Here is a 26,702-nt window from a genome sequence, read left to right on the forward strand (position 1 = left end):
GCGCATCGCGGTTCGACCGCATGCGCCAGCTCGGCCAGCACGAATGGCTGTCTCCCTCCGAATGGCGACGACGATTGCTGTTCTGGACGGGCGCCATCGCCGTCGGTCTTTCCGCCGTGTTCTTCGCCAAAGCGGCCGACTATGCGTTCGAAGTATTCCATTCGGTCGTCGAGCGCGGCTGGTGGTGGCCGCTGCTTATCACGCCGACCACATTCGCCCTGCTCTGCTGGCTGACCCAGGGCGCACTCAAGGCGACGCGCGGCTCCGGTATTCCGCAGGCCATTGCCGCACTGAAGGTCGAGGACGAAACCTTCCGCACCCGCCTTCTGTCGTTACGCGTCGCCGTGGGGAAAATGGCACTGACCCTCGCCGCGTTGCTGGGCGGCGCGTCGGTAGGCCGCGAAGGCCCGACCGTGCACGTGGGCGCCGGCATTCTCTATTCGCTGGGCCGTCGCTTCGGTTTCTCGGATCCCACCGCCGCGGGCCGTTTCATTCTGGCCGGCTCGGCGGCGGGTCTGGCCGCGGCGTTCAACACGCCGCTCGCGGGCGTCGTTTTCGCCATCGAGGAAATGTCGGGCACCTTCGAACATCGCATGAGCGGCACGCTGCTTACCGCCGTGATCGTCGCGGGCGTCGTGTCGCTCGGCATCATGGGCAACTATGCCTACTTCGGCGACATCACCGCGGCGCTGCCACTGGGCAAAGCGTGGCTGGCCGTGCTGCTGACCGGCGTCGTCGGTGGCCTTGCCGGCGGCTTGTTCGCGCGGCTGATCGTGCCAGATGCACGTGGCCTGCGCGGACTGGTGGCGCGACTACGCGCCCGCCAGCCCATCGTCTTCGCCGCCGCCTGCGGCCTCGCACTGGTGCTGCTCAGCCTGCTCAGCCAGCAAGGGCTCTACGGCACGGGCTATGCGCAGGCGCGCGACATTCTTCAGGGGCATCCCGATACGGGACCGGCCTTCGGCCTGCTGAAATTCCTGGGCAATATCGCCTCGTCCTGGGCCGGCATTCCCGGCGGCATTTTCTCGCCAGCCCTGGCCGTCGGTGCCGGTCTGGGCGAAAACGTCGCCTCGCTGCTGCCCGGTGCCGATGCGCCCGCCGTCGTCCTGCTCGGCATGGCGGCGTATCTCGCTGGCGTGACTCAGGCCCCGCTTACCGCCGTGGTGATTTCGCTCGAACTCACAGCGAACCGGCAGATGGCATTGCCCATCATGGCCGCATGCCTGCTGGCGCGTGCCGTGTCGTCGCTGGTATGCCGCGTGCCGGTATACAAAGCGCTCGCCAATAACCTCATCGCCGGCTACGAAGAAGAGCGCGCGAAGCGCGACGCGCCGGTCGCCACACCCGACAAGGAAAAGGCCGTCCACCCATGATTACCGATACGCGCATGGACCAGCTGTTGCTGGACGTGAATCTCGCCACCATGACCGACAACGGCCGTCCCTACGGCGCTGTCGAGCATGCAGCGATCGGCTGGCGCGATGGGCTGATCGTCCATATCGGCCCCATGAGCGAACTTTCCGGCGATCCGCATGCGCTGGCCCACCGGGTGGATTCGATGCCGGGCGCATGGATCACACCCGGCCTCGTCGACTGCCACACGCACCTGGTGTTCGGCGGCGATCGGTCGACCGAGTTCGAGCAGCGGCTGGAAGGCGTCAGCTACGAAGAGATCGCCCGCAAGGGTGGCGGCATCGTCTCCAGCGTGCGCGCCACGCGCATGGCCGACGAAGACGAGCTTCTCGCGCAGTCGCTGCCCCGTGCGCGCGCACTCGTCGCCGACGGCGTGACCACCCTCGAAATCAAATCCGGTTATGGACTGGAGCCCGATGCGGAGCGCCGCATGCTGCGCGTCGCACGACGCATCGGCAGCGAACTGGGCATTACCGTGCGCACGAGTTTTCTCGGACTGCACGCGTTACCGCCGGAATACCGCGAACGCCGCAACGACTACGTCGGCCTCGTCTGCGAAACCATGCTGCCCGCGCTCGCCGACGAAGAGCTGGTCGACGCCGTGGATGCGTTCTGCGAAACCATCGGCTTTACCCATGCGGAAACGCAGCGCCTGTTCGAACGTGCGCGCGACCTTGGCCTTCCCGTCAAACTCCACGCCGAGCAACTCTCGGACCTGGGTGGCGCGGCGCTGGTCGCGTCGTTCGAAGGCCTGTCGGCCGACCATCTCGAATGGGCCAGCGAAGACGGCGTGCGCGCCATGGCCGCGGCGGGCACGGTCGCGGTGATGTTGCCAGGTGCTTACTACGCCCTGCGCGATACGCGGCCGCCACCCATCGAACGCTTCCGGCAACACGGCGTCCCCATGGCCGTCGCCACCGACCTCAATCCCGGCACATCGCCTCTTCTTTCCCTGCGGCTGGCGATGAGCATGGCCTGCACGCTTTTCCGCATGACGCCCGAAGAAGCCTTGCGCGGCGCAACCGTACACGCGGCACGCGCACTTGGCCTCGACGATCGCGGCCAACTGGCTCCCGGCCTGCGCGCCGACCTGACGGTCTGGAACGTGGGACATCCCGCGGAACTGTCGTACTGGATTGGCGGCAACCTGCGCCGCGATAGTTGGGTCGCGGGCGAACGACTGATCGTTACCTGACGACACCCGCACGACGCGGCGCGTGTCGCCGGCCACGAAACGGAACATCGCGCCGGCCGCTTCCGGCGCACGTGGTATAAAGACGGCTCGACGCGGATCTCGCCCGCGACGACAGACATGGAATGGTCTCGCACTCGTCCCGGGTGTGCGCACAGAGGATCGTGGTGAGCGTAGCAACCGAACAGCCAAAAAAGCGGCCGTCCCCTCCGGAGGGTCGACGCTGTGTACGCATGGCGGTCGCGTTGCAGATAGTCGGCGCGATGGCGATCGGTTGCACCACTCCTGCCCTGAAATCATCGCTGCCACTGCGGGACGCGCCATCGCCCGAGCCACTCCGAAAATTCGAAGACGCCGGCGCATCGTCCGCGCCCACGCCAGCAGCGCCGGCACAGGTGGCGGCCTTACCGGCGTTCTTCGACATAGCCATTCGACATTCAAGCGAGCCGCTGGAACGGCGACCAGCCAACCGTCCCGATATACACACCATCGTCCAACCGCTTTCCTACGCACCTGCCGCGCTGCCGATAGCGGACAATGAACCGGCATCGTTTCCGATGCGACCGTGGCACGTGTGGCTGGTGTGCCTGCTGTTTGTCGCTCTGCTCGCTTCGAGCTTTCATCTGCGCCTGGCGCATCCATCCGTCATGGCTGTAGCGCTTCCGCCACCGAAGCGCAGAACGCTACCGGCGCCATGGGTTTCGTCGTCGATGGGCCACGCATTCGCATGGATGCACGCGACCGACACAGTTGTCGATCTGACCCCTTCCGCCATGCGCAGCTTGCGCCAGTTTCCCGCGACACCGCATCGCGAAGCGGCGGACACCGATGAGCTATTCCTTCGCTTCGAACGCGCGGCCCATATCGAAGGCAGCGACACCCCGTACATCCGCGTCGCCCTGGATGGCCCGCTTCCCGCGCTGTTCCGTGTGGACACATCGACGCGGCTTCCGCCCTTGCCGCATGCCGAGTCGCTGCTCGTGGACGCGGCAAAGGAAACGTCCGACGAACGACTGACCGCACGCGTCCTTCTTGTTCGTCTATGGTTACTGCAAGCCGTGGACGCCAGCGCAACGGAAGCCATGCACCTGCACGAACGCGCCGGGTTGTTGATTGCCGAAGGCGCCGACGATGCGGCGATCGACGAACGCCCGATCTGGCGCGCAATGGCAATGGCGGTTGCGCTGACACGCTCGTCCCGACAGACACGCGCAACACGACTGCTTGCCCTGCGAGTCATCGCGTCGGATTACGCCGCGGACATCGAAGAAACGCATGCACCCGTTCTCGATGTATGGCTGGATGTATTGCTGTCATGGGCCACCCAGCAACCCGGAACGGCTGCCGCCTCGCGTTACGCACAGGCAGCGCACGTATGCGAACGGCTGGCGACCATTCAAGGGTACGAAGACTATGCACAACGTCGCCACGCCCACATCTGGCGCGCACGCGCCGAAGCGGAAGGCGAAGCAAACCGCCTTGGCCATCTGGAAGCCGCGCAGAGCCTGCTCGACGACCTTTACGACCGCGCCCCCAGCCCGATCCTGGCAAACGCTGTCGCCGACACGGCTTACGCCCGGGCCAGCCTGCTGCCGCCCGGCGATGCCGCAGCGGTTTACTCGCACGCCTTGATGCACGCCATCGCCGCCGAAGCCGATGCACGCTGCCGGGCCGATGCCCTGCAATGCCGGCTAGCCATACAGTTGGCTTACGAAGATCTCCCCGAATGCGGCGCGCAAGGCGATGTCGCGCTTCGCCTGGCACACCGCCTCGAAGGCATCCCGGCACAAGGCATCGACACGCTTTGCCGCATGGCCGAAGCCTATCTGCGTCACGACGATGTCGTCACGGCGTGCCGAACCTGCGAACGTGCATGGAAAACGGGAGCGACATCGCCGTCCCTGCTGCGCGTCTGGCAACGTGCGCGCGATCGCTGGACCGAATCGCTTCCCGCCATGTCCGACGAACCCGCTCTTACCGAAACCACGCGTCGCTTCCGCATCGCCAGCGCAACCGCATCCATGCACCGATAACGACAGGAGTCACCATGAACAAGACCGTCACCGAACAACCTTCGCGCCTGTGGAACACCCGCTACGGTGTCGCCGCCGCCATACCCACGATCGATCCCGTGGCGCGCGCGATGCACCTCTATGGCGAATGGGCGGAGCAGGAAATCGATCTGCTGAGCGCCATCGTCGAGGAAGGCCATAGCGTGCTGGAAGCTGGCGGCGATTACGGTGCCCATGCACTCTGGCTGGCGCGAGCCGTCGGTCTGGACGGTCGCGTACATGTCGCCGAACCGCGGCGCATCGCGTTCCAGCAACTTTGCGCCAACGTGGCGATCAATGGACTGGCGAACGTCCATACCTACCCCGTATGGCTCGGACGATCGTCCGGCCGGTCGACCCTCGGCGCGTTGCTGCCGGAAACCTCCAGCCCGACCGAAGCCGTACGTACCGAAACCATCGACAGCCTCGCACTGGATGCGCTGCACCTGCTCAAGGTCAACCTCCGTGGCGCCCTGCACGACGTACTGACCGGCGCCACCGAAACCATCCGCCGCCATCGGCCGATGCTGTACGTACGGCTGTCCGGCATCGACATGGCGGAAACTGAAGTACAGGCCATCAAGGACCTGGGCTACCGCGTCTGGTCCCACGTGCCCTACCTGTACAACCCCGCGAACCACGCCGGGCATACCGCCAACGTGTTCCCGGGCATCGTCCAGCAGAACGCCATCGCGGCGCCTGTCGAGAGCCGGTTTGAATTCGAGGAGCGACTAGAGCTTTGAAGGCGCGGGCCATGTGCACGCATGGTCCAAGAATCTTTTCGGCAAGAATCCGTAATTTCTTGCGAAATCAATAACATCAATTGAAGATGCGAATCACTATCACTCATAATCATTCCCTGACCTTCATGCGTCCCAGGGAAATTTATGTCGCTTGCCTCTGCTTATCGCTCGCGCGGTTTGCGTGCCTTTTTCGCACTCGTCGTTCTGGGCCTGATCTGCGCCCCGGGCGCCAGAGCGGAAGAGAGCCAGTTCGGTTACGTCTACACCACCGACCTTTTGCCGAATGGTGCGAAAGAAGTAGAGCAATGGGCTACCTGGCGCCGACAGAAAACAGGTGGCTACTTCGACCAGCTCGATGGCCGCACCGAATTCGAGTACGGCCTGACCGACAAACTCCAGGTGGCCTTCTACGCGAACTACGTATGGGCCCGCGCATATCACAATGGCCCCTTCGGCGAGACCACGTCGCCGGAACCGCTGTCCTATGACCGGCCGGGTCCGGACGACCGTTACAACGCCCGACGCTTCGTGGGTTTCTCCGGCGAAGCCATCTATCGCCTGCTGAGTCCGTACACCGACCCTATCGGTGTCGCTGTCTACGTCGAACCCACCGTGGGGCCCGCATTCCGCGAGCTTGAAGCGAAGCTGATTCTCCAGAAGAACTTCATGGACGATCGCCTCGTCACGGCCTTCAACTTCACCTACGCGCCGGAATGGCGTTACGACATCGTCGATGGCGATCCGACCCGGAAAAAATGGGGTTACGAAACCGACGTCAATGCGAACTTCGCCGCGTCGTACCGCTTCGCACCGAACTGGTCGGCGGGTTTCGAATTGCTCAACGAACACGAATACAACAGCTACACGTTCAGCAAGGAATCGAACAACGGTTTCTTCTTCGGTCCGGTCATTCACTACGGCGGCAAGAAACTCTTCATCACCGCGACCTTCCTCGAACAATTGCCCTGGGCATCGGAACATTCGGATACGGTAGCGGGCGCCATCGTCGGCCGTCGCATCTACGACAACGATTTCGAAAAGTATCGCGTACGTATCAAAGCCGGCTGGTACTTCTGAGGTCATGCCATGAAATCGCGATTCCTGTTGATTCCCGCCTACGCGCTGGTCATAAGCGCCCCCGTGCAGGCCACCGTATACCTCAGCGTCGAGCAAGCCCAGGCATTGATGTTTCCCGGCGCCACGTTCACGCCCGACTTCATCACGCTGACGCCCGATCAGATGAAGGCGATCGAGAAGAGCTCGGACGTCAACGTGCTCTCGCCCGACCTCAAGGTATGGCGCGCGTCGACGGGAGGATGGTTCATTGCCGACCAGGTCGTCGGCAAGCACGAATTCATTCCGTTCGCCGTAGCCATCGATGCACAAGGTGCCGTTAAAGCCGTGGAAATCCTCGAATACCGCGAGACCTATGGCGACCAGGTACGCAACGCATCGTGGCGTGCCCAGTTCACCGGCAAGACCAGGGACGCTCCGCTCAAACTCGGTGGCGACATCCAGAACATATCCGGTGCCACGTTATCCAGCCGGCACATCACCGACGGCGTCAAGCGTCTACTCGCGACCTATGCCCTTGTCCTCGCCAACCAGAAAAGTTGAACGCGCGCGGCCGCTGCTCGGCACGACGGTAAGCATCCGTATCGACCGCATGGACGAAGCACGTGCGCATCGGGCGATCGACGAAGCGTTTTCCGCCATCGAACGCGTCCATGCGCTGATGAGCTTCCACGAAGCAGGCAGCGATCTGTCGCGTCTGCATGCGGCGGTGCCGGGAGAGCGCGTTGTCCTCGATGTGCAAACGGCCGCAGTTCTGCGCGAAGCGCTGACATTGTCCGACCGTACCGATGGCGCCTTCGACGTCACTATCGCGGCGCAACTGGTCGCCGGAGGTCTGCTTCCGGCTCCAACCGGTGGATCGTTGCCGACAGATGGAGCCAGCTGGAAAGACATCGACATGGACGACGACCGCAGCGTGAGTCTGCGACGGCCGCTCTGGATCGATCTTGGCGGCATCGCGAAAGGCTATGCCGTCGACCGGGCCATCGATGTGCTGCGCTCGCACGGTGTCGCCCATGCATGCGTCAACGCCGGCGGCGACTTGCGCACCCTTGGCGAAGAACCGCATCGGGTCGCCATCGCCACCGACGAGACACAACCCGCCCACTACCCCGTGATCGAACTGGGCGAGGCATCGATGGCAACCAGTAGCGGACGGGCATTTTCCACGGCGGGAACCGGGCCGCATTTCGACGGACGGCATCGCTCGACCATGGGTCTGAATCAGAGCGTCACCGTGGTCGCGGAACAATGCATGCACGCCGACGCACTGACCAAGGCCGTCATGGCCATGGGAACGCAGAGCACCGATCTCCTGCATCATTACAACGCGGTGGCTTACCTGCAGGATGCGGCAGGCCACTGGACTCAACTTGGCATTTCGACGTGAAGACGCATACGCATCCCCACAATGTCGTAGGCCAGCATCGAACGTCTCTTCGACTCTCGCGCCAACGCCGATACATGGTGTATGCCATCGGCTGGACGCTGTGGCTAAGCGGCGTGCTCTGGCTGGTCTTTCATTACGCGTTGATGCATAAAGGACCCTTCGGAGACGAACCGCAGCCACTGGAAACATGGTGGCTACGACTGCACGCCGCCATGGCATTTGCCTCACTGTGGGGTTTCGGCCTGGTATGGGGCGTTCACATCGTGGCCGGCTGGCGTACGCAACGGCAACGTATCTCCGGTGGATTCGCCGTGGGACTGCTGGTCTGGCTAACCATCACCGGCTATCTGCTCTATTACCTGACCGACGACCGCTGGCGAGATATCAGCGCCGTCACCCATTGGGCGACGGGGCTTGCGTTACCGGTGCTGCTGGCAATCCATATCGTCCTTGGACGGCGTCGTTCCGGACGACGTTGAATCTCGCCCTCGTCCCGCGAGAGTCGGCCAAGAAAAAAAGTGGCCGGCTTCCCTTTGGCCCGAGCCCGCTTATTCGAGGTCATCCAACAAGGTCAACTTACTCACATCTACTCCTTGAAAATAAAATGACTACAAAACGTCCGTTGCCGCGCTTTGATCGCACGTCGTCGCGGGACTGATCGTGACCGGAGTTGCTTCGACCGATACTCCACCATGCGATGTCAATTCGAATACATTTACGTAGCAGCCATCGCCCGGTTTGATTTCATAGTCCTTGCCACCCTGCGGATGGAATGAAAACTCCTTGAGGCAGTTGGCGTTGCCGATCACCCTGACGCTCGAGTCGACAGGTGCGATGTTGTACGTAACCCGGATAACGGCCGGCTTATCAGCCTCGATGTAGTACTCGTAGTAGACGGGAGGCGTTTTGCTCCACTTCGGCATTCCAATGCTTGTCGGAGCGGGCTTAAGAAGCGTCAAGGCTTCTTTCTTCGTCATGTGAGGCGAACCGACCATGGTCCTGCCAGCCTTCGGCTGATCGCCGCTGCAAACCATGTTGGTGACCACTTCCACGCCGGAACGCTCGTTGTCATAGTCGAGCCGAAGCCGGGCCGATGCGCCGTCCGGTTTGGTACTGGTGCTTGGTCTTACAGCTTGCTGACAGCCACACAGGGCAAGGCAAGTCAGCAGCGAACCTGCGATTATTTTTCTCACGACACCCTTCTCTTATTTGCGCACTGAACAACAACAGAAAAATCCGGGTGGCCACTCCGATACCCCGGGCGCCACAAAACGATGCTCAGTTCGCTTTAACGGCATCCGGAAAAATGTCTTTAGTAAGTACCGGGTCGATCGGTTTGAAGTCGTTCTGTAACGAGCAGGCAAGGAGCGTGCCCTTGCTGCCATCGGGAAGCGTATCCGCCGACAGTTCAAGCACACGCTCCGGCATCCGGGTGACTGGCCATCCCTTGCCAGCGGCAACCCGTGGCGCGACCCATGCGCTGCCATCCCAAATTTCAACACGCACGTACGAACCTTCACGCTTCATCTGACGGCCCTGCGCGGGATCGACGAGGGGCGCTACTGCCCCCGATGCTTGCGACGGGCTTCCGTTGAGATAAACACCCCAGAAAACACCCGACGCAGAGGGGTCGAACATAAATCCGACAACCTGCAGACCGGCGCCTTCGTCCTTGGGTTTCGAGAACGTCGCTTTAAGGTATCTGGAGTCCGCGACATTGCCAGCGAAGCGTGCGTAGCCAGGACGCGGAGACTCGGTCTTCCCATAGTCCGCCAGTTCCGGATGCCCGGCCATGTAACGGAAGAATCCTCCGTCGCAAGCGACCAGCGCCGAAACCAGGCCCGTCGGGGCGGTGGATGCCGCAACGGAAGTGATCGTGCCGATAGCGGCTACGGCAATACATGCCATCCGGCAAACCCGGTGGCGTTTGGTGATGCGCTTCATTTCCCCTGTCCCCCTGCAAACATACTCAAACCCATGTCGGGAGACGATGTGCACGCCGCCGACAAAGGGGGAACGATACGCGAGATAGCTAACGTGATCTGTAGGATTATTCCTACATGCGTTTACGCGTAGCGAGGAAACCCCCAGAAGACTTGGGGTGCCATCGACGCATGCCGTCGTTTGGGTCGAACCCCGGGCTCGATATGATTCGATATCGGACGCTCAGTTATCGCAGGGCGATCGTCGCATCCGCGGCCTTTGCCCGATACAACGCCAGGACGAGATCCGCCGCCTCGTCCGCCAAATCTCCCAGCGACGACATGGCCCGCGCCATATCGTCCGGATCGAAATCGGTATTGGCAGTCAACGACATCATCCGCAGAAGCGACTTCGCCGCGGTCATGCGGGAATAGGCCGCGTCGTGCAGCGCTTGCGCCGGAAGATCGAGATTGCCCGCGCAGAGGGGACAGGCGACGTGCAGCAAAGATTCGGGATGCGGTATTGACGGTTCCTTGTGTCCGATGAGCCGCCACCCCGTAAAGGGTGGCGGACGTGTCGGGGTCGAAAACCGTCTGAATGACCAAACCCGGCCAGGCCGAAGCCCGCCCGACACGCCCGCCGTAAACACGCGGGAGTGAACGCAGGTGGCAACAGCCAGCCTGCGTAGTCACCTCAGTATGGGTTTCGACACCCAGCCGCCGAAAGAGTCGACGACCGGCAAAGCATCCCAGCCCGTCGTCCTCGCAACAATCCGATTATTCCGAAAAACGCGACGAATATTCTTGAGAGTGATGGTCGGAGTTGGCCAGCATCTCAGATCGCGCAAAGACCGGTGCACTCGGCTGACGTCATCGCCTCTGAAATTTTCGTCACCGCTGGTTTAATGCCATCCGTCGCCGAGGCCATCATGCCTGTCGCGATTTGTACGATCTGCGCGCGGTAAGCAATAGGAAGGAATGCTGCCAGAACGTTCGCGTTCTTTGCGACCGCCGCAACGATCTGCCGCCGGTTCGCCGGGCGAAACTCGGCGGCGTTCGCGGTCATGAGCGCTCCAGCCACCGTGGCATAAACACCGTTACGCGTCTGGGCGATACCGCTTTTTCGCACCGGCGTCATCTGTTCGGGTGGCAGCGAGGCAACGAAGTCCGTCATGGCCGGAATCGTGCGCGCCGAGCATTCCGTGCCAAACGCAATCAATGGCGCGATTTCATCCTGATACTTCACTACGTTTGCATTACCCAGGGCAGCGACCTTCGCGACGAGCGCGGCTTGATCCCCCTTCGCTGCGTCGCGCAGGCTCTCGGCACCATGCAACGCATACTTCACCATGACCTCGTTTGCCTTACCGCAAACATCGAGCAGCGTTCCGATATCGTCCTTGGTATAGCGCTGTACGCCCAATGTGCCGTTGACGTCCGACAGCGTGCGCAGAGCGGCCGCAACCGCCGGGTCCGACAGGCGAGGCATCTCATGCTTGGTTTCCGACGCGGCCATCAGCGCCCGGAAATCGCTCGCCGCTTGCATCTGAGCCGCGGCACCCGGAGGCGGAGCCGCGTACGCGAACGTGGCAGGAACAATCGTGCAAATCGTGGCTGTGGCAATACATACGACCCGGCATGCCCGGCGGTATTTGGTGAAGTGCTTCATCTTCCCTGCCCTGTTGAAATATATGGATGCTCGCTGCGCAAGACGGGCAACGCATGTGAGTCACGATAATCAGAAACGATTGTTCCCGAAGCCCCAAAAACAAAAACCCCCGCAAGGCGGGGGTTTTCATGTCGCAGCGGCGTTGAGATCAGCCGACTCAGAAAGTCGACCGGATCGGGCCAACCTGGGATCAGGCCGACTTCTTACGCGGCGCAGCTGCCTTCTTCGGAGCGGCGGCGGCCTTGGGGGCTGCTGCCGGCTTCGCTACAACGCCGGTGACGACGTCGGTATGTGGGCGTGCGTTGCCGTAGCTGGCACGATTGATCTTACCGCGGCGGGTCCTGCGATCACCCTTACCCATGGGGAACTCCTTGAATTCATAAACGGACGGAACGGCCGACCATCGTAACAGCGCCCACGCAAAGCGCAAGGGATACCGGACTCACGAGGGTCAACGAACGCGGTGAGACCCGTCGGAACAGCCCTCCAGGTCGTCCGCGCACGGGCCCGGGTCGAACTGGACCGTGGCGTGGCCTACGCTGTAACGCTCGTTCAGCAAGGTCTTGATGGCCAGCAGGACGCGACCCTGGTCGGCGCCTTCCGTCAACTCGGCATGCAGGGTGGCCATGCGTGAGCCCGCGGTCACCTGCCAGACATGCACGTGATGCACGCCGACAATAGCCGGATCGACAGTGCGCAGCGTTTCCTCGACTTCGGTGAGGTCAACGCCGTCCGGGGTTCCCTCCAGCAAAATATGCGACGAACGGCGCAGCAGCGTCCACGCGCTGCGCAGGATCAGCAGGGATACCAGTACCGACAGGACCGGATCGGCCCAGAGCCAGCCCATCCAGCGCACGGCCAGCGCCGCGAGGATGGCGGCGACCGAGCCCAGCAGGTCGCCCAGCACGTGCAGGCTCGCGCCGGCGATGTTCACGTCGTCCGGATCGTGGTGATGCAGGGAGCGCAGCACGATCACGTTCACTATCAGTCCGACGACGGCGACGATCAGCATGACGCCCGAGAGAATCGGCTGCGGATCGAACAGACGCTGGACGGCTTCGAAGACGATGAAAGCCACCAGCGCGAACTGGGTCAGCGCGTTGACGAAGCCCGCAAGCACTTCGATGCGGCCGTATCCGTAGGTGCGTCGCGCGTCGGCGGGCCGGGCCGCGAAACGGGCGCCGAGGAAGGCCAGCAGCAGCGCCAGCGCGTCGACAAGCATGTGCCCCGCGTCGGCCAGCAGCGCCAGCGATCCGGAAACGAAGCCGCCCGCCGCTTCGACGAAGAGCATCGCCGTGGTCAGTGCAAAAGCGAATAACAGTTTGCGTTCGCTGGATGGCGCGTGGTCGTGCGCATCGCCATGGGCATGCCCATGATCGTGCTTGTGAGACGCGTGGTCGTGATCGTGTGAATGAGCCATGTGCGGAATGCTAGGGATAGCCCCGCCGGTTACACAATCACGGATGCGCGCATTCGGGACCGTGCAGATGCCCGGCATGCTCGCTCTTGTCCACGCGCAGGTTGACGAAATGCGCCGATGCGACGAGCAAACCGCCGCAGGTCACCAGCACGCTGTGCACGATCAGCGAATTGCTGTGCAGGAACGTGACGCCAAGAATCAGCAGCAAGAGCCCGGGTGCGACGAGGGCCAGCGGCAGCCGTCTGCGATGCCGGCGATAACCCGCCAGGAGCACAAACGTAGCCAGGACGCAGGCAAAGCCGACGAAAGCGGCTTCGAAGCGATGATCCGCAAGGAAACCCAGTCCGATAACCGGCAGCAACGCCAGGACGAACGGCAACGCCGCGCAGTGAAGGGCGCAAAGGAACGAGGCGGTGGCGCCAAGCCGGTCGGCGGCGTGCCACCAGCGGCGAGGGGTCGATGAATCGTCGGTTTCTGGCGTCATAAGAGTGGATAGCGTGACTAGTTGCACAGGTGCTGGCAAGCGATGTTACTTTATAACATTGCAAAAATGAACCACGGAGTACGCCCTCGATGCGCAACACCTTGCTAGCCCTGACCCTCGCCGCCACGTTCGGCACCGCCCTCCCCGCTCTCGCAGCCGATGCGGCCGACGATGCCGTACAGGACACGTCCACGGGCACGACCCGCAAGAACACCCGGAATCTCGATGCCATCGTGGTGACCGCTGTCCCGCTCGGGCGGAACGCCGACCAGATCGTCGCGCCGGTCGCGGTGCTGGCCGGGTCTCGCCTGGACGACGCCAGGAGCGTCTCGCTCGGCGAAACCGTCTCCGGCATTCCGGGCGTGCAAAGCACCGCCCTGGGCACAGCGGTAGGCCGCCCCGTGATCCGCGGCCTGGACGGCCCGCGCGTGTCGGTCCTCGAGAATGGCCTGTCCTCGCAGGACGTTTCGAACGTCAGCCAGGATCATGCCGTCACGCTCGAACCGTTTCTCGCCGACCAGATCGAAGTCCTGAAAGGCCCGTCGACGCTGCTTTACGGTTCGGGTGCGATCGGCGGCGTGGTCAACGTCGTCGACGGACGCGTACCCGAGAAAGCTCCCGAGAACGGATTCGCCGGGCGCGCGGAACTGCGCAACGACAGCGTGTCGGACGGCCAGACCGGCCTCGTTCGCATGGACGCGGGCAACGATCGTTTTGCCATTCACGTCGACGGCATGCACCGCGACAACGGCGATTACGACATCCCGGGTGGCACGCTGGCCAATAGCGCGGTGAAAACGACGTCGGGCTCGGTCGGTGCATCCGTACTCGGCACGTGGGGTTACCTCGGTCTCTCGGTATCGCGCTTCATGGATCTTTACGGCAGCCCCGCCGAACCCGGCAATCCGGAAGAAGGCGAGCCGGCCGTCCACATCAAGATGGCGCAGACGAATTACAACCTTAAAGGCGGTTTCGTGCAGCCGTTCGAGGGTATCGAAAAAATCGAATTCAATCTCGGCCACAACAGCTATCAGCACGTCGAATACGAAGGCGACACACCGGGCACGAGCTTCTCGACGAACAGCAATCAGGGACGCCTGGTCGTCACCCATGCCCCGGTGGCCGGATGGGAGGGCGCGTTTGGCGTACAGACCCAGCATCGCCAGTTCGCGGCCGTCGGCGAAGAGACCTTCGTTCCCGCGACCACCACGAAAGGTATCGGCGTATTCCTCACCGAACAGCGCGACTTCGGTCCGGTGAAAATCGAACTCGGCGCACGTCGCGATTCGCAGAGCGTCCAGCCGGTCAATGGCGCGAAGCGCGATTTCCATCCCAACAGCCTTTCGGGCGGTATCGCGTGGCGCTTCGCCGAGCGCTGGCACCTGAGTTTCAATCTGGATCACGCGGAACGCGCACCGTCGGAAGAAGAACTCTTCTCCAACGGACCGCACGCCGCGTCGGCTACGTTCGAAATCGGCGATCCGAACCTCGGTAAGGAATCGTCGAACCAGGCCGAACTCGGACTGCATTTCCATGGCGATGTCGTCGAAAGCAAGGTCGCGATCTACTACAACCGCTACAAGGACTTCATCTATCTCGCCGATACAGGCACCGTCGAGGACAACCTGCCCGTGCGCAACTGGGCGCAGCACGACGCGACGTTCCGCGGCGCCGAAGCCGAAGCCACCTTCCATCTGGCCAAGGGTCCAAGCGGCAACTGGGACCTTCGCGCTTTCGGCGACACCGTACACGCCACGCTCGACAACGGCGGCGGCAACCTTCCGCGCATTCCCGCCGGCCGTCTCGGCGCCGAACTGAAATGGCATGCCGACAATCTGCGCGCGAGCGTGGGCGCGGTGCGTTATTTCAAGCAGGACAAGGTTGCCGAGTTCGAAACCGATACGGCGGGCTACACGCTGGTGAACGCGCACGTCGCCTGGACCTTCGTCAACGACGAACGCAGTCAGTGGGAAGCTTTCGCCGACGGCAATAATCTGACCAACCAGACGGCCCGGCCGGCGACGTCGCTGTTCAAGGACGTGGCCCCGATGCCGGGGCGGAATGTATCGGTGGGTGTGCGGGCGTTCTTCTGAACGTGTAGGAGCCGGGCTTGCCGGCGAAAGCCAACGAAGCGAAGACACCACGCGCAACATCCGCAGCCCCACATCCGGGCTCGCGAAGAAAGTCTTCAGTCTCACCACTTATAGGCTTTCGCCGGCAAGCCGGCTCCTACCCCGAAGGTAGCGACGAACAATCCAGGGAAAGGGCCGCGAACTCAGGCCTTACGACAGTTCTTGCAAACGCCGTGCACCTCAAGCGTCTGCGCCTGCGGGCGGAAGCCGAACGCCTTCGCCTGCGCTTCGATCAGCTCCGCGACGCGCTCGTCGCACACTTCCTGCGCGCACGAACAGACATCGCAGATCAGGAAAGGCACCTGATGCGATTCGGCCGGATGGTGGCAGGAAACGTAGGCGTTGATCGACTCAAGCTTATGGATGAACCCGTTCTCGAGCAGAAAGTCCAGCGCGCGATACACCGTCGGCGGTGCGGCATTGCCATGCGTCTCGCGCAGCCGGTCGAGCAGGTCGTAGGCCTTTACCGGCTTGCCGGCGGCGGCCACCAGTTGCAGCACTTCGCGACGCAGCGGCGTCAGGCGAAGGCCACGCTCCGTACTGGCGTCTTCCACTGCACGCACGAAGCTGCGAGCGTCGTCGTGGTGATGGGAATGCGTGTGCTGGGACGAGTCGGTGGTCACGGGCAATACCTCGGGGATGCCTGAAGCATAACATCGGGGCGATTCAGCGCCTTTTCGAGGGCCTGGCCGACGGCAACGGTGGCGGTACTCCTGGCTTTCGTCGGACGGGCAGGAAGGGCACCACCCAGCCGAAGGGGCCGAGGATCAATGCCGCGACGATGCCAGTCTTCAACCGCCCGCGCCACCAGCCCAGCAAGGCTCCCACGAATACGAAGAAAACGGTCCAGGCCAGCAGGCTCCACCACGGAGTCAGCGCCACCAGACGCGTGAGGATCGTCCACGACGCGCCGGGATCCATGGGATCCACGCCCTGCATGACCTTGTCGATCAGCTCGTCCAATGGCGCGATATCCGTGAAGGCGGCACCCGGTGAAGAACGGGAACAGGGCAAGACGCCCCCGCCGATCAGCCGCGTGCGTGGACCAGTGCGTCGTCGATGCGCTGCAAGGCACCTTCGCGCCCGGCGAGATAAATCGTGTGCTCGATCGACGGCGACACCTGGGTGCCGGTCATGGCCACGCGCAGCGGTGCCGCGACCTTGCCCATGCCCAGCTCCAGTGCGGCAGCGACCTGCTCGACCACGCCATGAATCGCGGCGGGCGTCCACTCGTCGAGCGCCGCCAGACGGGTTTTTGCCTCTTCCAGCGCCTTCGGCGCCGTGTCGGTCTTCAGGTGCTTCTCGATGGCTTTCTCGTCCCATTCGGCGATGGGCGCGTACCACGTGCGCGCTCGCTCGGCCATTTCCTTCAGCGTCTGCACGCGATCGCGCAGCGCGACGATGACGTCGGCCGGCGCCGGACCCTGGTCGGGGTCGATACCGATGCGACGCAGATGCCATTCGAATTCGGAGGCCAGTTCGAGCGGATCGTCGTTCTTGAGGTAATGCTGGTTCAGCCACGAGAGCTTGGCCAGATCGAAGCGCGACGCCGCGCGATTGACGTCGGCGATATCGAAAAGCGTCGTCATGTCCTCGACCGAGAAGATTTCCTGATCGCCATGCGACCAGCCCAGACGCACGAGATAGTTGAGCAGCGCATGCGGCAGGAAACCGTCGTCGCGGTATTGCATGACGCTGACGGCGCCATGGCGCTTTGAAAGCTTCTGGCCATCCGGTCCCAGGATCATCGGCAGGTGCGCGAATTCCGGTACCGGCGCACCCAGTGCGTGATAGACGTTGATCTGGCGAGGCGTGTTGTTGACATGGTCGTCGCCGCGGATGACTTCGGTGATGCCCATATCGATGTCGTCGACGACGACCGCGAAGTTATAGGTCGGGAAACCGTCGGAACGGAAAATGACCAGATCGTCGAGTTCTTCGTTCGACCACTCGATGCGCCCTTTCACCTTGTCGTCGAATACGACGCTGCCGCTGGTCGGATTCTTGAAACGGATGACGCGGTTCGGATCGTCGCGACAGGGTTCGTTTCGATCGCGGTAGTAGCCGTTGTAGCGCGGCTTCAGCCCCTTCGCCATCGCCTCGTTGCGCATGGCATCGATGTCTTCCTTGCTCTCGTACGCGTAGTACGCCTTGCCCTCGCGCAGCAGCCGGTCGGCCACTTCGCGATAACGGTCCATGCGCAGCGTCTGATAGAACGGGCCTTCGTCGTGACGCAAGCCCAGCCAGGACATCCCGTCGAGGATCGCCTGGACGGCCTCCTGGGTCGAACGCTCCTGGTCCGTGTCTTCGATACGCAACACGAAGGTGCCGCCGCGACGACGGGCTTCCAGCCAGCAATAGAGCGCGGTACGCGCGCCGCCGATATGCAGGTAGCCGGTGGGACTGGGGGCGAAACGGGTGCGAACGGTCATCGGGGACTTTGGTCGGAGGCGGACGAAAGATCGATTTTACCCGATGCGGGGTATGTTCCCCTACGCCCGGGCCGTCATCGTCCCGTCATGCCCCGATAACCGCACGGACACGGGCCGGGACCAGCATGCACCTGAGCCCACGCTACCAGGCACCGCCATGCGCATCGGCATCGTCACCGAGACCTACCCACCGGAGGTAAACGGCGTTGCCCTCACGGTTCGGGCACTTGCCCACGGCATGGTCCGTCGCGGACATACGGTCGACCTCGTGCGGCCGTTGCGACCCGACCGGTCCGGCATACCCGACGCCGGTATCGACGCCCTCGATGTCGCAGGCGTGTCCCTGCCCCGTTATGCCGGCCTGCGCTTCGGCCTGCCGGCCCGTTACCGGCTCGAACGCCGGTGGCGCGAATCCCGCCCGGACGCGATCTATGTGGCCACGGAAGGCCCTCTGGGGTGGAGTGCGGTCAGCGCCGCCCGTCGCCTCGGCATTCCGGTCGCTACCGGTTTCCATACCCGTTTCGACACCTACGCCGACCACTACGGCATCGGCCTGCTGACGCCGCTGGTACGCAGCTATCTCGCACGCTTCCACCGGCGAAGCCTGTCGACGCTGGTGCCGACGCGGGCACTTGCCGAAGAACTGGCGACGATGGGCGTGAACAACGTCCGCGTGCTCCGTCGCGCGGTCGACACCCGGCAGTTCCATCCGTCGCGCCGCGATTCCGCCTTGCGGGAAACCTGGGGCGTCAGCGAAGAAACGCCCGTCGTACTTTATGTCGGACGTATCGCGCCGGAGAAGAATCTGCCGCTGTCCGTGGCGGCATTCCGCGCGCTGCAACGCCGGGTGCCGGAAGCCCGCTACGTCTTTGTCGGCGACGGGCCCGCGCGTGCCGCGATCGCGGCGGCGAACCCGGATTTCATCTTCATGGGCGTATTGCATGGGGATGCCCTGGCGGCCGCCTACGCCAGTGCCGACCTGTTCGTCTTCCCGAGCCTTTCCGAGACCTTCGGCAACGTGCTGCTGGAGGCCATGGCTTCTGGCCTGGCCGTGGTGGCCTATAGCGAGGGCGCGGCACGCGAACATATCCAGAATGGCCAGAACGGTATCCGTGTCGTACCGGGTAACGAAGCCGGATTTATCGAACGCAGCGCCTCGCTCGGCGCCGATATCGCCGCGCGCCATGCCATGGGCCGCGCCGCGTGCCTCAGCGTGTCGTCTCTTTCGCCCGACGTCGTGATCGCCGATTTCGAAAGCCTCCTGCGCACGCTTGCCGAGGAAACACGCCATGAACGTCCTGCCGCCATCGTCGCCTAAGATCCCCCTCGACCGCCGCATGTGCATCGCGGCCAACCGCTGGGGCGCACGTCGTGCCGTAGGCGTGTTCTTCGGCATCGTCAGCCGTCTGGGCGATGGCGTGTTCTGGTATGCGCTGATGAGCGTGATCGCGCTCGTCGGCGGTTGGCACGGTGTGGCGGTGGCCGTGCAGATGGCGCTGACCGGACTGACCGCGCTGATGCTTTATCGCGTACTGAAGCGCTGGACACGTCGGCCGCGCCCCTTCCGCACCTGCCCGGGCGTCATCGCCCACGTGCCGCCGCTGGACGAGTTCAGCTTCCCGTCGGGACATACCCTGCAAGCCGTGTCGTTCACGGTGGTTGCGCTGACTTACTACCCGATGCTCGCACCATTGCTGCTGGGATTCACGGCGCTGGTGGCCGCGTCCCGCGTGGTGCTGGGCCTGCACTACCCAAGCGATGTCCTTGCGGCCATCGCGGTTGGGTGTGGGCTGGGCGGGGCGTCGATCTGGGTGGGGCGGACGGTGCAGGCTTTGCTGTAGTCGCATGCCGCTGAGTGGCGGTTACGCCGCGCGCGGCGCCTTCGACAGGATGCCCAGCATCGCGCCCAGCTTGTCGCGCATGTCGCGGCGGTCGACGATGACATCCACCGCACCGTGTTCCACCAGGAACTCGGAACGCTGGAAGCCTTCCGGCAACGTTTCGCGCACGGTCTGCTCGATGACGCGCGGGCCGGCGAAGCCGATCAGCGCCTTCGGTTCGGCCACGTTGAGGTCGCCGAGCATGCCGAGGCTGGCCGACACGCCGCCCGTGGTCGGATACGTCAGCACCGAAATATAGGGCACGCCTGCGTCACGCATACGGGCGAGCGCCGCCGACGTCTTGGCCATCTGCATCAGCGAGAACAGGCCTTCCTGCATGCGTGCGCCACCCGTGGCGGAGAAGCACACCAGGCCGCTGCGTTCCGCAAGCGCCTGCTCGGCGGCACGGGCGAATTTTTCGCCGACGACCGAGCCCATCGATCCACCCATGAAAGCGTATTCGAAAGCCACGGCAACCAGCGGACGATCGAGGAGCTTGCCCGACATGGCGATCAGCGCATCTTTTTCGCCCGTCGCCTTCTGGGCCGCCACGATGCGGTCCTTGTACTTCTTCTGATCCTTGAACTTCAGCGCATCGACCGGCTCGAGCTTCGGCCAGAGTTCGGTCGTGCTGCTTTCGTCGAAGAACGCCGTCAGACGCGTGCGGGCGCCGATGGCATGATGGTGGCCGCACTTGGGGCACACCATCAGCGATTTTTCGAGTTCGGGGCGATAAAGCACGGTGCCGCAGCCCGCGCACTTCTCCCAAACGCCCTCGGGAACCTTGCCCTTGCCGCCGGTCGCGCTCTGTGCGCGGGTCTTCGGCGTCATGATCTTCTGCAGCCAATTCATACGAATACTCCAGTATTAATCCGCATCGGGCCGATCGCGTCAGGCCGGTCGCGCGTCGAGCGCGGCCCGGATCGGCGCGAGGAACCCGCTTGCACGTTCGGCGGCATCCTTGACGGACGTGGCGCCAGCCAACCGGTCGACGAGCGCGCTGCCAATAACCACGGCATCTGCGAACGCCGCGATGGCAACGGCACTCTCGGCGTTACGAACGCCGAAACCGACGGCGACCGGAGCCCGGGACATGGCACGGATCGAAGCCACCCGGGCTGCGATGTCGTCCGTACTTAGCTGGTCGCTGCCCGTGATGCCGGCCATCGACACATAATACAGGAAACCCGAAGCGGCCCCGCAGAGCCTTTCCATACGCGCGGGTGCGGTCGTGGGCGACGCAAGCAGGATCTGGTCGAGGCCCGCGGCGCGCAACGGCGCAAGCACGTGGGACTCCTCGATGGGGCAATCCACCAGCAGGACGCCATCCACACCGGCCGCGACGGCGTCGTCGGCGAAGCGCTCGTAGCCGTACATCTCGACCGGGTTGAGATAGCCCATGAGCACGATCGGCGTATCGGCGTCGGTCTCGCGAAAGGTCTTAACCCAGCCCAGGATCTGCTTCAGGCCGACGCCGCGAGCGATCGCGCGTTCGCTGGCATGCTGGATTACCGGACCATCGGCCATCGGATCGGAGAACGGCACGCCGAGCTCGATCGCATCGGCGCCGCCCGCCACCAACGCGTGCAACATCGGCACGACGGCCTCCGGCGACGGATCCCCGGCGGTGACGAAAGGAATGAGTCCGGTGCGGCCGGCCGCCTTCAGTGCCGCGAAACGTCGTTCGAAACGAGTCATCAGAGTTCGATACCTTCACGTGCGGCGATGGTGTGTACATCTTTGTCGCCGCGACCGGAGAGATTGGCCAGCACGAGCGCATCGGGCGGCAGTTCGCGCGCGAGCTTCATCGCCTGCGCGATGGCATGGCTGGATTCCAGTGCTGCCAGAATGCCTTCGGTACGCGCCAGCAGATGGAACGCTTCCAATGCTTCGTCGTCGGTTACGCCGACGTACTCCGCGCGACCGGCATCCTTCAGGAACGCATGCTCGGGGCCGACGCCCGGATAATCGAGGCCGGCGGAAATCGAATGCGTCTCGACGATCTGACCGTTCTCGTCGCTGAGTACGTAGGTACGATTGCCGTGCAGCACACCGGGTTTACCCGCGGAGAGCGACGCCGCGTGACGTCCGGTCTCGATGCCGTCGCCCGCCGCTTCCGCGCCGACGATACGCACGTCGCGGTCGTTGAGGAACGCATGGAAAAGACCGATCGCATTCGAACCGCCGCCGACGCAGGCGGTAATCGCGTCGGGCAGGCGTCCGTACTGTTCGAGCATCTGCTCGCGCGCTTCGCGACCGACGATGGCGTTGAAATCGCGGACCATCTGCGGATAAGGATGCGGACCGGCGACCGTGCCGATGATGTAGAACGTGTCCGATACGTTGGTGACCCAGTCGCGCATTGCTTCGTTCAGCGCGTCCTTCAACGTCTTCGAACCTGACGTCACCGGGACCACTTCGGCGCCGAGCAGTTTCATGCGATAGACGTTGATCTTCTGCCGCTCGATATCGACGGCGCCCATGTAGACGACACACTTCAGACCCATGCGCGCGGCGACGGTCGCACTGGCGACGCCATGCTGACCCGCGCCGGTCTCGGCGATGATGCGCGTCTTGCCCATATGCCGGGCAACCAGCGCCTGACCGACGGTGTTGTTGATCTTGTGCGCGCCCGTGTGGTTCAGGTCTTCGCGCTTCAGCAGGATTTTCGCGCCGCCGACGTGTTTCGACAGGCGCTCGGCGTGATAGATCGGGCTGGGACGGCCGACGTAGTATTTCAGGTCCCGGTCCAGCTCGGCGATGAACGCCGGATCGTTGCGCAGACGGTTATAGGCTTCGGTCAGTTCGGCCAGGGGCTCCATGAGCGTCTCGGCCACATAGATACCGCCGTAGTCGCCGAAGCGGCCGTGCGCATCGGGATAGGCGTGGAAATCCGCGATCTTGGTCATGCCTTGCGTTACCTGTGGTTGCTGCGCGCCTTGGTCAGGGCGATGCGCGCCTTACGGCTGAAATGAAGCGCTCCATCTTAGCCCCATCCTTGATACCCGGCGACGTCTCGATGCCGCTGGACACGTCCACGGCCCACGGCCGCGCGACTTCGATTGCCTGCGCGACGTTGTCCGCGGTGAGCCCGCCTGCCAGGAGCAGGGGCAGCTCCAGATCGGCCGGCATCAGCGACCAGTCGAAACGATGGCCACTGCCGCCCATTTCGCCCAGACCGTGCCCATCCAGAAGCAGTCCTGCCGCACGCGGATAATCGCGAAGGCGCGCCAGCGCCGAAGCGCCCTCGCCCATCGCGATGGCTTTCAGATAACGCAGGCCAAAGGCGGCGCAGTCGTCGTCGCGTTCGTTGCCATGGAACTGGAGCATGTCCGGGCGCACGGTGTCGACGACATGGGCAATCCAGTCCGGTTCGTCGTCCATTACCAACGCCACTACGCTGACGAAGGGCGGCACGGTGGCGCGAATGCGCGCGGCGGCTTCCGGTTCGATGAAACGCTTGCTGCGGCGGGTAAAAACGAAACCGATGGCATCCGCGCCGAGGTCCGCCGCAAGGCGGGCGTCTTCTTCGCGCGTGATACCGCAGCATTTGACCCGCGTTCTTGCGATCCGTGTTCTCACAATGTCACCTCCATGGGAAGGCCCCAGTGCGCTTCGTAGCGCGGGCCCAGAAACGTCAATCCTTCGGCAGGCGCGGTGGCGCCGGCGACCTCGCGGTTACGTCCTTCCAGCAGTTCGGCCATCCACGTCGCCGGCTGTTCGCCGCGCCCGATGGGCAGCAGCGAACCGACGATATTGCGCACCATGTGATGCAGGAACGCGTTTGCCTGGATTTCGACCACGACGTGGTTGTCTTCGCGGAACACGGAAATCGAATGCACGTTGCGGCGCGCGTGCGTGGCCTGGCAGGAAATCGCCCGGAACGCCGAGAAATCGTGTTCGCCGATCAGGGCTTGTGCGGCGACGTGCATCGCTTCGGCATCCAGCGCGCGACGCTCCCACGCAACGAAGCGGGCATCCAGTGCCGGGCGTACCAGCCGCGGAAGAATACGGTAGCGATACTGCCGTGCGCGCGCGGAAAAGCGCGCATGGAAATCGTCGGCCACTGGCTGGGCCCACGTCACCGCCACGGAATGCGGCAGGTTCGAGCATGCGCCGAGAATCCAGCCGCGCATGTCGCGGACCACGTCGGTATCGAAATGAACGACCTGACAGCGCCCATGCACGCCCGCATCGGTACGGCCGGCGGCCGTGACCTCGACAGGCTGCGCCGCGACCCTGGCCAGCGCCTTTTCGAGCGCGCCCTGCACGGTCGACGCATGGCTCAGCCGTTGCCAGCCGAAAAAATCGGTGCCGTCGTATTCGACGCCTAGAGCAATGCGCATGGAGCAATGGACAGGTGGCGGAAACGCGTAAGGGTAGCACCCGCGGATAGCCGGGCGCTGCAGGAACACCCCCGGGTCCGGACCGGCAGAAAGCAAAAAGCCGGCTTTCGCCGGCTTCCGCTTTACGTTCGCGAAGGGTTTCAGCCGATATCGGACAAAATCCGGCGCGCCGTGTCCTGCTGCATCTGCGAACCTTCGACGATCACTTCCTCGAGCATCGCACGCGCGCCATCGGCATCGCCCATGTCGAGGTAAGCACGGGCCAGGTCGAGCTTGGTGTCGACCGGGTCGTCGCTGAAGTTTTCCGCTTCCGCAGCGAACGACGGTTCGTCGCCAAACGACGGCTCGTCGAACTTCCAGGTGGACGGAACCTCTTCCGCGGGCGGCGTTTCGGCGACCGGCAGGTGATGCACCGGCTCGGGAGGAAGAACATCGTCGAACGCCGAAACCGCATCGTCGCGATGGGCGGGCGGTGCGACATACAGGGAGTCGGGGGTGCCGATGTCGAACGCTTCCGACGCGCTGTCGCGGGCCTCGGCATCCGCGCGCTGCTGCGGCGTCAGGTCGAAATTGAAGTGATATTCGCTGTGCTTGTGCGGCGTGGTGACAGCCGGACGCTCCGGCTCATGCGGCGTCTCGACGTAGCTGTCGAGGTCGAACGCTTCCAGCGCGGCGGCTTCGTCTTCGTCATCCGGAATCAGGGCTTCCTCACCCGTGCCGCCGAAGAGCGGATGGCTGGGAGCCAGATCTTCCCCCATGCCCACCACTTCCTGCCATTCCGCCTGTTGCGGATCGGCGACGTGCGCATACATGGCTTCGGCGGACGCTTCGAAATGTTCGACGTCGCGACGACCGTAGTAGAGGCTGACCAGTTCCAGGTGCAGACCGATGTCGTCCGGATGCTCGGACAGTGCGTCCAGCAATTCGCGCTGGTCCTGATCGAGTCCGCCGGTATGGAAGCTGTCGAACGCCTGCTCGTCACCGAAACGGTCGGCCAGCGACGATGTCGCGACCGATGCCGTGGCCGGCGTCTTGCGGCGACCGAAGACAGCGGCTACCAACCCCAGAAGGACGACGACGCCACCGGCGCCCCATGCCCAGGGCTGCATGTACCAGAGGTCGTCATTGGAAGCGACCGGCGTCAGAGGCGGCTTCGCGGCTGGCTTGGCTGGCGCGGGGACCGGTTTCGCGGCCACGGGCGGCGGCATGGCCGGCTGGGCGTCCTTGAGCGGCATCGTGGCGACCGTCGCACCCGTGGCGGGCACGGTGGCGGGCGCCGTCGCGACTGCCGCGACGGGCGGCGTGACTGCCGGTGTGGCTGCCGGAGCCGGTGCCGCGGCGACCGGCGCGGCCGGAACCGGCTCGCCCGACGCCTTGCGGGTCTCGGCGAGCTTGCGCTGGAGGTCGGCGATCTCCGCGTCCTTCAGGCTCAGCAGGCGCTGGTTTTTCTGGTCGATTTCTTCGAGGTCGCCGATACGGGACTTCAGTTCGGCACCCTGCTGCTTCATCGAAGCCAGGGATTCCTGCGATGTCGCCAGCTCCTGCTTCAGACCCGCGATCGCGGCATCGCCCTTGCCACCGGCGACGCCTGCGCGCGTGGAAGCGCTGTCGCCGCCCTCGGCGGCCGGAGCCAGTGCCAGGCGGTCGGAAGCTGTTTTCTTCGCGGACGGCGCAGGAGCGGCCTGACCGGTCGCGGCGGCGTCGGCCACCACGGACGGCGCGCGTGCACTGCCGCCGCGCCAGTCCTCGTTCTGCCTGCGCACTTCCGCCAGCGCGGCGGCGGCGCTAAGGGCTTCGACGTCCTCGGCACTGGGCACGCGCAGCACGGCGCCCGTCTTCAGGGCATTCATGTTGTCGCGGTAGAAGGCATCCGGATTAGCCTTGTGCAAGGCCACCAGCATGCGGTTGATATCGCCGCCACCGGTCGCTTCGCGGGCGATGGTGGAAAGCGTCTGGCCGCGCTCGACCGGACCATAGCTGCCGCCGGGCGTGGCCGTTGGCTTGGCGGCTGCCTTGGCGGCCCGTGGTGCAGTGGGTGCGGCCGTGCTGCCCGACGCGCGACTGGCGGCGTGCGAACTGCCCGACGATGCCGGGGCAGCCGCGGAGGAAGGCTGCGTGGCACTGACCGGAGCGACACCGCTGGCACGCGGCGGGTCGAGGAGCATGGTCACTTCGCGAACGACCTTATTACCGCCGGCGTTCACTTCGACCAGGAAATCGAGATAGGTATCGCGCACCGGCTCGGCGCTGGTCACGCGGATGACCGGCTGCCCCTGCGCGTTACGGGTAACGGCGAACTGCAACGCGACCGGGAGGCCCTTGCGGTTGATTCCCGCGTGCGAGAAAGCGTCCTCGGAGGCGAGCGTTACCTGAATGCGGCTGGCATCGGTGGAGACGTCTGTGAGCGGAATGTCCGCGAGCAGCGGCTGGTCCATGGTCGATCTGACCTGAACCTGGCCCAGATTCTGAGCCAATGCATGGCCTGTACCGACGGCCAGCGCCAGCATGATCGATAGCTTCAACGAACGGTTCATCAATCACTTCCCCCGAACAA

Annotated in this window: 27 protein-coding genes; 11 read left to right on the top strand and 16 right to left on the bottom strand. The window is 63.9% G+C overall.

Annotated features, from left to right (window positions below):
* The first annotated feature begins 20 nt into the window (after positions 1-20).
* The 8 genes from AC3IR3_RS13685 (at position 21) to AC3IR3_RS13720 (ending at position 8,342) form a co-directional block, all read left to right on the top strand.
* Positions 21-1,373: a chloride channel protein gene (locus tag AC3IR3_RS13685; protein WP_489196932.1), complete on the top strand. Its 1,353-nt coding sequence runs from the start codon at positions 21-23 to the stop codon at positions 1,371-1,373.
* The gene (gene hutI, locus AC3IR3_RS13690) at positions 1,370-2,608 is read left to right on the top strand and encodes an imidazolonepropionase (protein ID WP_489192892.1); all 1,239 of its coding nucleotides are present in this window, start codon (positions 1,370-1,372) and stop codon (positions 2,606-2,608) included. Before AC3IR3_RS13685 ends, hutI begins: the two co-directional genes overlap by 4 nt.
* A 230-nt stretch (positions 2,609-2,838) precedes the next feature.
* On the top strand, positions 2,839-4,638 hold the full coding sequence (locus AC3IR3_RS13695) for a hypothetical protein (protein ID WP_489192893.1): 1,800 nt from the start codon (positions 2,839-2,841) through the stop codon (positions 4,636-4,638).
* Between the two features lie 14 nt (positions 4,639-4,652).
* A complete protein-coding gene (locus tag AC3IR3_RS13700) occupies positions 4,653-5,399 on the top strand; it encodes an FkbM family methyltransferase (protein ID WP_489192895.1) in 747 nt (248 codons plus the stop codon).
* Positions 5,400-5,543: 144 nt separating this feature from the next.
* Positions 5,544-6,476, top strand: a complete 933-nt coding sequence (locus AC3IR3_RS13705) for a DUF6662 family protein (RefSeq protein ID WP_489192897.1) — start codon at positions 5,544-5,546, stop codon at positions 6,474-6,476.
* Between the two features lie 9 nt (positions 6,477-6,485).
* On the top strand, positions 6,486-7,016 hold the full coding sequence (locus AC3IR3_RS13710; protein ID WP_489192898.1) for an FMN-binding protein: 531 nt from the start codon (positions 6,486-6,488) through the stop codon (positions 7,014-7,016).
* Positions 7,017-7,065: 49 nt separating this feature from the next.
* Positions 7,066-7,863 carry an FAD:protein FMN transferase gene (locus AC3IR3_RS13715; protein WP_489192900.1) on the top strand — a complete coding sequence of 266 codons (798 nt, stop codon included), beginning with the start codon at positions 7,066-7,068 and terminating at the stop codon, positions 7,861-7,863.
* Positions 7,864-7,937: 74 nt separating this feature from the next.
* Complete coding sequence (locus AC3IR3_RS13720; protein ID WP_489192901.1) at positions 7,938-8,342, top strand: hypothetical protein; 405 nt, start codon at positions 7,938-7,940, stop codon at positions 8,340-8,342.
* Positions 8,343-8,471: 129 nt separating this feature from the next.
* Here the strand turns inward: AC3IR3_RS13720 and AC3IR3_RS13725 are convergent, their stop codons facing one another.
* The 7 genes from AC3IR3_RS13725 to AC3IR3_RS13755 form a co-directional block, all read right to left on the bottom strand.
* Complete coding sequence (locus tag AC3IR3_RS13725; protein WP_489225024.1) at positions 8,472-8,915, bottom strand: hypothetical protein; 444 nt, start codon at positions 8,913-8,915, stop codon at positions 8,472-8,474.
* 226 nt (positions 8,916-9,141) lie between these two features.
* A complete protein-coding gene (locus AC3IR3_RS13730) occupies positions 9,142-9,771 on the bottom strand; it encodes a hypothetical protein (RefSeq protein ID WP_489192903.1) in 630 nt (209 codons plus the stop codon).
* Between the two features lie 262 nt (positions 9,772-10,033).
* Positions 10,034-10,291 carry a hypothetical protein gene (locus AC3IR3_RS13735; protein ID WP_489192904.1) on the bottom strand — a complete coding sequence of 86 codons (258 nt, stop codon included), beginning with the start codon at positions 10,289-10,291 and terminating at the stop codon, positions 10,034-10,036.
* Positions 10,292-10,620: 329 nt separating this feature from the next.
* On the bottom strand, positions 10,621-11,208 hold the full coding sequence (locus tag AC3IR3_RS13740; RefSeq protein ID WP_489192906.1) for a hypothetical protein: 588 nt from the start codon (positions 11,206-11,208) through the stop codon (positions 10,621-10,623).
* A gap of 436 nt (positions 11,209-11,644) precedes the next feature.
* Positions 11,645-11,815 (bottom strand): 30S ribosomal protein THX, encoded by a 171-nt coding sequence (locus AC3IR3_RS13745; RefSeq protein ID WP_489192908.1) that lies wholly within the window; start codon positions 11,813-11,815, stop codon positions 11,645-11,647.
* Between the two features lie 90 nt (positions 11,816-11,905).
* The gene (locus AC3IR3_RS13750; protein ID WP_489192909.1) at positions 11,906-12,874 is read right to left on the bottom strand and encodes a cation diffusion facilitator family transporter; all 969 of its coding nucleotides are present in this window, start codon (positions 12,872-12,874) and stop codon (positions 11,906-11,908) included.
* Positions 12,875-12,911: 37 nt separating this feature from the next.
* Positions 12,912-13,358, bottom strand: a complete 447-nt coding sequence (locus AC3IR3_RS13755; RefSeq protein WP_489192911.1) for a MerC domain-containing protein — start codon at positions 13,356-13,358, stop codon at positions 12,912-12,914.
* Positions 13,359-13,447: 89 nt separating this feature from the next.
* On the opposite strand from AC3IR3_RS13755, the gene AC3IR3_RS13760 reads away from it, so the two are divergent.
* Positions 13,448-15,451, top strand: coding sequence for a TonB-dependent receptor domain-containing protein (locus tag AC3IR3_RS13760; RefSeq protein WP_489192912.1), 2,004 nt, complete (start codon positions 13,448-13,450; stop codon positions 15,449-15,451).
* A 182-nt stretch (positions 15,452-15,633) separates the two neighbouring features.
* On the opposite strand, the gene AC3IR3_RS13765 is transcribed toward AC3IR3_RS13760, so the two are convergent.
* From AC3IR3_RS13765 to gltX, 3 genes are read right to left on the bottom strand one after another with little or no spacing between them, the layout of a single operon-like run.
* Positions 15,634-16,113: a transcriptional repressor gene (locus tag AC3IR3_RS13765; protein ID WP_207906809.1), complete on the bottom strand. Its 480-nt coding sequence runs from the start codon at positions 16,111-16,113 to the stop codon at positions 15,634-15,636.
* Between the two features lie 43 nt (positions 16,114-16,156).
* Positions 16,157-16,504 (bottom strand): hypothetical protein, encoded by a 348-nt coding sequence (locus tag AC3IR3_RS13770; protein ID WP_489192914.1) that lies wholly within the window; start codon positions 16,502-16,504, stop codon positions 16,157-16,159.
* A gap of 14 nt (positions 16,505-16,518) precedes the next feature.
* Positions 16,519-17,922, bottom strand: a complete 1,404-nt coding sequence (gene gltX, locus AC3IR3_RS13775) for a glutamate--tRNA ligase (protein ID WP_489192916.1) — start codon at positions 17,920-17,922, stop codon at positions 16,519-16,521.
* Between the two features lie 157 nt (positions 17,923-18,079).
* Here gltX and AC3IR3_RS13780 point away from each other — a divergent pair, with 157 nt between their 5' ends.
* Together AC3IR3_RS13780 and AC3IR3_RS13785 are read left to right on the top strand one after the other, a co-directional pair.
* Positions 18,080-19,240 (top strand): glycosyltransferase family 4 protein, encoded by a 1,161-nt coding sequence (locus AC3IR3_RS13780; protein ID WP_489192918.1) that lies wholly within the window; start codon positions 18,080-18,082, stop codon positions 19,238-19,240.
* Complete coding sequence (locus tag AC3IR3_RS13785) at positions 19,212-19,763, top strand: phosphatase PAP2 family protein (protein WP_489192920.1); 552 nt, start codon at positions 19,212-19,214, stop codon at positions 19,761-19,763. The genes AC3IR3_RS13780 and AC3IR3_RS13785 overlap by 29 nt, the downstream gene beginning before the upstream one ends.
* A gap of 21 nt (positions 19,764-19,784) precedes the next feature.
* Here AC3IR3_RS13785 and accD read toward each other — a convergent pair whose 3' ends face one another.
* The 6 genes from accD to AC3IR3_RS13815 form a co-directional block, all read right to left on the bottom strand.
* Positions 19,785-20,654, bottom strand: coding sequence for an acetyl-CoA carboxylase, carboxyltransferase subunit beta (gene accD / locus AC3IR3_RS13790; RefSeq protein WP_489192921.1), 870 nt, complete (start codon positions 20,652-20,654; stop codon positions 19,785-19,787).
* A 39-nt stretch (positions 20,655-20,693) separates the two neighbouring features.
* Positions 20,694-21,500, bottom strand: a complete 807-nt coding sequence (gene trpA / locus AC3IR3_RS13795; RefSeq protein ID WP_489192923.1) for a tryptophan synthase subunit alpha — start codon at positions 21,498-21,500, stop codon at positions 20,694-20,696.
* Positions 21,500-22,711, bottom strand: a complete 1,212-nt coding sequence (gene trpB / locus AC3IR3_RS13800; RefSeq protein WP_489192925.1) for a tryptophan synthase subunit beta — start codon at positions 22,709-22,711, stop codon at positions 21,500-21,502. The genes trpA and trpB overlap by 1 nt, the downstream gene beginning before the upstream one ends.
* A gap of 34 nt (positions 22,712-22,745) precedes the next feature.
* Positions 22,746-23,384: a phosphoribosylanthranilate isomerase gene (locus AC3IR3_RS13805; protein ID WP_489192927.1), complete on the bottom strand. Its 639-nt coding sequence runs from the start codon at positions 23,382-23,384 to the stop codon at positions 22,746-22,748.
* Complete coding sequence (gene truA, locus AC3IR3_RS13810) at positions 23,381-24,148, bottom strand: tRNA pseudouridine(38-40) synthase TruA (protein ID WP_489192928.1); 768 nt, start codon at positions 24,146-24,148, stop codon at positions 23,381-23,383. The genes AC3IR3_RS13805 and truA overlap by 4 nt, the downstream gene beginning before the upstream one ends.
* Before the next feature lie 140 nt (positions 24,149-24,288).
* On the bottom strand, positions 24,289-26,682 hold the full coding sequence (locus tag AC3IR3_RS13815) for a motility hub landmark protein FimV (RefSeq protein ID WP_489192929.1): 2,394 nt from the start codon (positions 26,680-26,682) through the stop codon (positions 24,289-24,291).
* Positions 26,683-26,702 lie beyond the last annotated feature (20 nt).

The organism is Luteibacter sp. GL_149, assembly GCF_057834065.1.